The organism is Bacteroidota bacterium, from assembly GCA_030706565.1.
Classification (GTDB): Bacteria; Bacteroidota; Bacteroidia; order Bacteroidales; family JAUZOH01; genus JAUZOH01.
Genome location: JAUZOH010000189.1, coordinates 1 through 7469 on the forward strand (window position 1 = coordinate 1; position 7469 = coordinate 7469).

Below are 7469 nucleotides of genomic sequence, written 5' to 3' on the forward strand. Positions count from 1 at the left end.
CCTGTGAATTTAAGATCTGAAAGGCCTTGTCCGGATTATAATAATGCAGGTTGACAAAATCATACCAGCCCATTCCTTCCATGGCAAACTCAATTATTCTTTCCTTGAAAATCATATCCCAAGAAACCGAATCTACAGCAGGCAAACCGGCCCTGGTATGAACCTTATTAAAGTATTCAAGGATTGTTCCATCTTTTGTATAACCGGTAGTATTATTACCCAGTGCAGCTTCAGCATAAACAAGGTACATCTCTGCCAGGCGAAGCATGTATGTATCATTTGGATAACGTTGGGAAGCAGCATTCCCTCCCACATCTGCAGGTTTACCCACCACATATTTTTTGATAGCCGCAAAACTTCTCTGATAATCATAAACTGCCGGATATACAAATCCGCCTGAACTTTTATTTATTTCAGAATAGTAGGCACCGGGTAACATGAAAGTTGCTTTCAACCTTTGATCAAGAGTTTTACCTATCATAACCGTATCAGCATCATTAGTGGAATTTATGCCGTCATATTGCTTAAGCATCCACCAGGTAGCACTTTTATCCCCACCCCAACCGTCAACTGCAATATTTGAACTATATGCCAGATAGGCTGGAGCTGTATTTGAATACCCCCAATCAGAAGTATATGCCCATTGCAGTTCGAACAATGACTCCGAATTATTGTCATAAGGATAAAGAAAAAGATTGGCATAACTGCTGACCAAAGAAGCACCGCTATTTTTGATTACCCTCTCGGCATAATATTTGGCACTATCAAGAAATTCCTGTTTACGGGTAGTTCCGCTGGCTTCAACTCCGGCCCTGGTCAGGTAGAACCTGGCCAGCATACCTTCAGCCGACCATTTGGTAAGCCTGCCTGTGGCAGTTGCATTTTCAGGTAAATCCTCGGCAGCGGCACTCATCTCATTGGTGATAAATTTCCAGACACTTTTGCCCGTGTTTTTTTGAATGGTGGTATCTGAAAGTAAAGTAAGATTATTGGTAATCACAGGTACTTCGCCCCAGTTCATGACCAGGTAACGGTAAGCCAATGCCCTCATAAAATGGCATTCGGCAATAGCCTGTTTCCTGACAGCAGCAGACACGCCTGAACCGGCATATTTATTTATATTCTGTATGGCCAAATTTGATTGACCCACTACATTAAAAAATGCACTCCAGGCAGCAAGATTCTCCGGATTATCGCCGGTTGTATGGAATAAAACGTTGCCCCTGTCATTATAGGCAGAATAAGCAGTTCCTGCCCTGAAATCACCAAGATTGTAAGAAGCTTTATCATTATAATCAAACCAAACTTTACTGTACAATAATGATGTGGCAGCAAGCACTTCTTCATCGGTTTTATAAAAGCTGGCATCTGTAACCGAATCCTTGGGAGGCCTGTCCAGAAAATCTTTGGAACAACCTGCCAGTAAAAGAATAGGGAAGAAGATTATTATTTTGTTATATAAATTTTTTAAATTTTTCATAGTCCGGAATTTTTTAAAAATTCACAATTAAATTCAATGTATAAACCGGAGTCAATGGATAACGTCCGTAATCAACACCTATGGCCTGGTTGTCTGAACTTGCATTTGCCCCGACATAAGCACCTACTTCTGGATCATAGCCTTTGTATTTTGTAAATGTGGCTACATTCTGCGCGCTAAACATAATCCTCATATCTTTAATGATTTTCTGGAAGGTGAAGACAGAGGAAGGTACATTATAAGCCAGGGATACGTTCTTAAGTTTAATAAAGGAACCATCCTCTACCCACTTATCGGTAAATCTTTCCCAGTTGCCATTTACGTCACCGCTTTTTAATCTGGGAAGTTCGGCTCCCGGATTAGCAACTATCACATTGCCATTTTCATCTGAAGTCAGCCTTGCAAAATTTCTGGCAGTGTTGAGCAAATTCTGACTCAGATAAATGTGATTGGGATTGGAATTATACCAGGCCTGATAATTGAATACATCGTTTCCATAAGTGAAAGTAAACAAAACGCTCAACTCAAAACCTTTATAGGAGAAAGTATTTGTAAACCCGCCAAAGAATTTAGGCCAGGGATTCCCGATGTAAGTCTGATCATAAGTGTCAATTTTCCCATCAGGTACTCCGTCAGGCCCGCTGACATCCTTGTATTTAATATCACCTACCCAAACTCCGTTATCCGGATCGGTTGGAAGACGATTGCCACTATTATTAAGAGGAACGGCACTATTATTTATTTCATCCGTATTTTGGAATATTCCTTCCTGGATATAACCCCGGAATAACCAGGGAGCCTTACCCACTGCGGAACGTTGTGTCCAACTGTTCATCCACCAGGAACTACGATCTATAATTGCTGCATCAGAATAGAATTTTGTAATCTTGGTCTTAAATCTGGAAAGATTAAAATTCGTTTCCCATTTAAAGTTTTTGGTATCAATATTGGTCGATATTAATGTAAAGGCCCAGCCCCTATTTTCCAAAGCACCAATATTTACAACGGGGGCAGCTGAAGATCCCACCCCATAAGTTCCCATATAGTAAGGTAAGGGATTTCTCATAATAAGATTGTCCGTCTTTTTCTTATAATAATCAAATTCGAGCTGGATTCTGTTTTTAAATAAACCGATATTGGCTCCCACATTATTTGTTTTGGTTTCTTCCCATTTCAAATCAGGATTGCTATACTGTGAAGGCAGAAAACCTGTACCACCCAATCCGGAAGCTCCGGCAGCCATTGGGGAATAAATGCCGCCACTGCCCTGGTTGCCGGTAGTGCCGGTTTCAAGCCTCAGCTTTAATTCATTCATAAAAGGAATATTAAAGAATGGTTCCTTTGATATTCTCCAGGCTGCTGAAACTGCAGGGAAAGTCCCCCATCTGTTGTTTGAACCAAAATTGGAAGAACCATCTCTTCTGACGGATCCTTCAATGATATATTTTTCGGCGTAATTATAATTTAACCTGCCCAGGAAGGATTCCATTGCCCATTCACCTTCTCCTCCGTTATTGAATGCTGTGGTCGGATCACCTGCATTTATGTCTAAAATATTATCGGTCAGATAACCTTTTCTGCCTGATGAAGTGTTCTTCCATGTTGATACCTGCGATTCGTGGCTGACCATCAATTCAAAATTATGCTTACCAAATTGTTTGGTATAATTCAGAAGTTGGTTCCAATTCCAGTAGGTATTTACACTTCCCCCGTCGGTGTAAGTGGCTGTTGCATTAATTGCCCAGCCAATCTTATAAATAGGCACAAAAAGATTGGAATTAGCATAATTCAAATTTGTATTAAAAGATGTCTTGAAAGTCAATCCTTTTAACAAATCCAGATTCAAATCCACTCCGCCTAAAAATTGCCTGCGGGTATTGTTATTGGTTGTCAAAGCAGCAATAGCAACAGGATTAACGGGAGCAAATTGATTGGCCCCATTGGTTACATCGCCTCCGCCCCATGTTCCGTCAATATTTTTTACAGGAATTTGGGGAGTTAAGGTCAGAGCGCTATAAATAAGATTGTTATCGCTTGTTGTAAGAGTTTCTTTTGTTTGGTTAAAACTCAGGTTGGTACTTACCTTTATCCAATCCAAAGGTTTGTTGTCTAAATTTACACGGAAGCTGTACCTGTCGAAACCAGAACCTGCAGCCACGCCATCCTGGTTCATATATTCACCGGATATATAATATATGGATTTATCGGTTCCTCCACTTATACTGATCTGGTGTTTATACATATAGGCTTTTTTAAATAATTCCTTTTGCCAATTGGTGCCCTCACCCAAAAGAGAAGAATCCAAGAATTCAGCAGGTGTGGTTCCTCCTGCAATGGAATGGAATTCTTTTACCATTTCAGCATATTCTTTCAAATTCATTACGGAAAGATGTTTTGGAGGCAGCTGGACACTTCCCTGGAAATTGTAAGTTATCCTTGCCTGACCTGCTTTACCACGCTTTGTTGTAATTAAAAGGACGCCATTGGTTGCCCTGGACCCATAAAGAGCAGTAGCAGAAGGCCCCTGTAAAACCTGGATATCTGCAATATCAGCAGGATTAATGCCGGCAAGAGGGTTGGATGAACTTTGAGCACCATAGTTTACTGATTGCCCGGCAATTTGAACCCCATCGATTACATATAAAGGTTCATTGGTCCCGTTAATCGAGTTGACACCCCGTATAGTCACAGAAATACCGCCACCAGGCTGACCGGTATTTTGTATAATATAGGTACCTGCCGACCTCCCCTGTATAGCCTGTTCAATAGTAGTGTTAACAGTCTTGTCCAGATCTTTGGCTGATACTGAAGTTTGAGCTGTCGTCAGATCAGCCCGCTTGGCAGTTCCATAAGCCACAACCACTACTTCGTCCAGACTTTTTGCTGTAGGGGTTAAACTAACATTTACAACATTATTCCCATTAACACTTACGGATTCTGATTTGTAACTTAAAAAAGAGAAAATAAGTACAGCATTTTTTTCAGGAACATCAATACTGTATTTCCCTTTTGCATCAGTAATAGTCCCTTTAGTAGTTCCCCTCAAAATGATGCTCACTCCTGGCAATGTCTCACCACTAGATGCATCGGTAACTGTTCCAGTTACCCTGAACACCTGAGCATCTACTTTTACATACCCCACCAAACAGAGCATGAATAAAAATAGTATTAAACGTTTCTTCATTCGGTTTAAGATTAAGTGGATTAAAGTTTATTGTAAATACCAAATTTACTGCACATACACAAGATTAAAGGCTTCTTTTGTTACCTGCTTTTAAGATTATGTTTCATCCTGCAATTTTTTGTTACATTCTTTAAAGTTTATGTTAATATTGAGTCTGATTTTTCATGAAAATTTCCAGCAATATCCTATCTTAGAATTTCTTTTCAACCTTAAACCATTTGCACCTTAAAAACTCACTACATGAAAAAACTGCTTTGTCTGATAAGCCTATTGGGTTGCTTATTTTATGCTAAAGCACAACAGGATAAATTTTATACCCCCTATCAGGGTTTATCCAATACTTCATTTAACAAGATTACCCAGGACAAAGAGGGTTTTATCTGGATTGCCACCAATAATGGCCTGAATAAATTCGACGGATATAATTACGTCGTTTACAAACACGACCCCTCAAATGTTAACTCACTTGATCTGGATGCAGTCTTTGCCGTATTTGCAGACTCTAAAGGAAGATTATGGGTAGGTACAGAACATGGGTTGAATTTATACAAGCGGCAAAAGGATAATTTTTACCGTTATCCTGTAAAATATAAGGGTAAGGCTATTCATATGCAAATTACCGATATTTCAGAAGATAAAAATCAGAATATCTGGTTGACTACTTCCGTGGGACTGATTAAAATAAATACAAGAAATAATACTTCATATTTTTTCAACCATAAATTTGAAAATCAGGAATTATCCCGGGATTTGCTAAATGCCGAACTTTTTGATGATAACGGCTGTCTTTGGATAGGCAGCGATAAAAACGGGTTATTCTGTTATAATCCCTATACAAACAGATTTATTAATTACCGCCATAATAAAAACAGCAATTCACTTTGTGATAATTCTATCCTTTCTTTAGGTAAGGATGCACATGGGAATATTGTGATCGGAACAATAAAAGGAGGAATCAGCATTTTTAACATTAAAAGCCACACTTTCAGGACCATCTCTTATTTTCATACTCCCGGTAATCTGTTTAATGGAGGCATCTATTCCATTGCAACAGATAAAAAAGGAACAATCTGGATAGGCACCGAACGAAACGGATTAAAAATTCTTGATCCCGTATCTCTTACTCTCCATGATGCAAACCATGTCATTGACCTGGAAAATATAAATGATTCAAAAATTCATATTTTTGATGACTCTAAAGGAAATTTATGGTTTGGGATTGATTATGCCGGGATATATCTTAAAAAACAGACGGAAAAACCCTTTTTCTGTTTTAAAAAGATAAACAATTCTACTTTCAGCATAAGCAACAACATCGTCAAATCAATTCTTTATGACAGCAACCATAATTTATGGGTTGGCACTGATGGTGGAGGCTTAAACTGTCTCCCCGAGGGAGGGAAAACTTTTAAAAATTTCATCCATAATCCGGCTAATTTATCTTCCTTGCCTGATAATGCAGTAATTTCTTTATTTGAAGATAAAAAACATAATATTTGGACAGGAACTTACCTGGGCGGGCTTTCCATGTTCGACAGGAAACAAAACAGCTTTCACACTTATCTGATAGATCCATTAAATAAAGGAAGGGATTTTAATTATGTTACTTCCATCATATCAGACCAGGCCAACAACCTTTGGGTAGCAACCAACGGGGGCGGACTTCAGCATTTTGACACCCAAACCCATAAATATACCAATTACCAGACTATTAAAATAAAAAATAAAACCGTCAACCTTCCTTTGTTTCTCACCGCTCTTTTACTGGACAGGAATAATAATTTATGGTTGGGAAGTTACTATGGTTTATACTGCTGGAATCAAAACACTTCGCATTATAATGCCTATACAGCTGCAAATGGGAAAATCCAGGGAGACGCAATTTTTTGCCTGTTTGAGGATGTTGATTATAAAATATGGTTTGGTGCATCAAGTGGTTTGTATTGTATTGATGAAAGGAACCAGCATATAAAGAAATATACTACCTCTGATGGTCTCGCCAATAATTCCGTATATGGAATCTTAAAAGATGATAAAAATAACCTCTGGCTCTCAACCCTGAATGGTTTATCAAAATTTAACCTTAAGACAAAAATTTTCAGAAATTATTATACCTATGACGGTTTATCCGGGAACGAGTTCAGGCCTGCTTCCTGCTTTAAGGGGAAAAATGGGACTTTCTATTTTGGAGGGACATCAGGGCTGATTTATTTTCAACCCGACAGCATCCGCGAAACCAAAGGCTTCCCCACCCTGGTCTTTACCAGGTTTAAAATTTTCGAAAATGTAGTGCCTGTAGGGAAAAATTCAGAAGGACGAATTATTCTTAAAGAATCTATCAATGAAACAAAGAAAATAAATTTCAGACATATTGATAACAGCTTTACCATTGAGTTTGCAGCTATTGATTATAATGCACCGGAAAAAATCAGGTATGCATACAAAATGGAAGGATTTGACAGGAAATGGACAATAAAGGATTATAGTCAGCGATTTGCAAATTATACCAACCTTAATCCCGGTACTTATATTTTCAAACTGAAAGCAACAAACAGTGATGGTATATGGAACAGCAAAGACCGGGAAATTATTATTCACGTCAAACCTCCTTTTTGGGAATCCTGGTGGGCTTATCTTGTATATGTATGTCTGTTGTTGTTGGCTTTCTTACTTATCCGCAAACTCATGATTTTTAGGTTTACCATGAGGAATAATCTGCAAATTGAACGGTTGGAACGTGAAAAACTGGAAGAATTAAATAAGTCCAAGCTACAGTTTTTTTCAAATGTCTCACATGAATTCCGA

The 7469-nt window shown here is 38.6% G+C and carries 3 protein-coding genes; 1 reads left to right on the plus strand and 2 read right to left on the minus strand.

What is annotated here, in order from left to right; translation table 11 throughout:
- A partial coding sequence (locus Q8907_10315) for a RagB/SusD family nutrient uptake outer membrane protein (protein MDP4274660.1) occupies window positions 1-1480 on the minus strand: 1480 nt, incomplete at its 3' end.
- 13 nt (window positions 1481-1493) lie between these two features.
- The gene (locus Q8907_10320) at window positions 1494-4664 is read right to left on the minus strand and encodes a TonB-dependent receptor (GenBank protein MDP4274661.1); all 3171 of its coding nucleotides are present in this window, start codon (window positions 4662-4664) and stop codon (window positions 1494-1496) included.
- Between the two features lie 240 nt (window positions 4665-4904).
- Between Q8907_10320 and Q8907_10325 the strand changes: the two genes are divergently transcribed.
- Window positions 4905-7469 (plus strand): two-component regulator propeller domain-containing protein (locus Q8907_10325; protein ID MDP4274662.1); only part of this gene is annotated, 2565 nt, incomplete at its 3' end.